The organism is Curvivirga aplysinae, assembly GCF_009711445.1.
In the GTDB taxonomy this organism is placed as follows: domain Bacteria; phylum Pseudomonadota; class Alphaproteobacteria; order UBA8366; family Aestuariispiraceae; genus Curvivirga; species Curvivirga aplysinae.
The window spans coordinates 1-454 of record NZ_SMMC01000006.1 but is presented as its reverse complement, the minus strand read 5'-3'; the positions used below and the strand labels follow the sequence as shown (position 1 = coordinate 454).

Here is a 454-nt window from a genome sequence, read left to right as displayed (position 1 = left end):
AATTATCTTTCTATCTGCATCTTATCTTTAAGTTTTATGCTGTTGAGTGGAAGCAAATCTTTATTGGCTTCCGAATTTATTGACGGTAAGAAAATTATTCAAGAAAAGCCTTTTTTGGCTGATCAGGAACTAAAAGATTTTATACAAGATAAGATGTTAGTTAGTTTTGGATCTTCGCAAATAAAGTCAAATCTCAATAATCTTTCCGTTATTTACCGAAAGATGGACCTTGATGGAAATATGAAGGTTGCTATGGGGTCGTTTCCACCGTTATTTGGTCATGATTCATCGAATGAAGCACTTGGTTCTTTTGTCGGTAAGTGGGGTGTTGAAGGTGATAAAGTCATATTTGCAGATGAAGGTACTACAGATATGGGCAAGGCATTTTCATTTCGTGTTAAATGCCTAGTTACGAGTTGCAAAAATATAGTAATTTATAACACTATTAATGATT

The 454-nt window shown here is 33.7% G+C and carries 1 protein-coding gene; it reads left to right on the top strand.

Annotated features, from left to right (window positions below; genetic code table 11):
* Positions 1-63: 63 nt before the first annotated feature.
* Positions 64-454 (top strand): hypothetical protein (locus E1160_RS00020; RefSeq protein ID WP_155152946.1); only part of this gene is annotated, 391 nt, incomplete at its 3' end.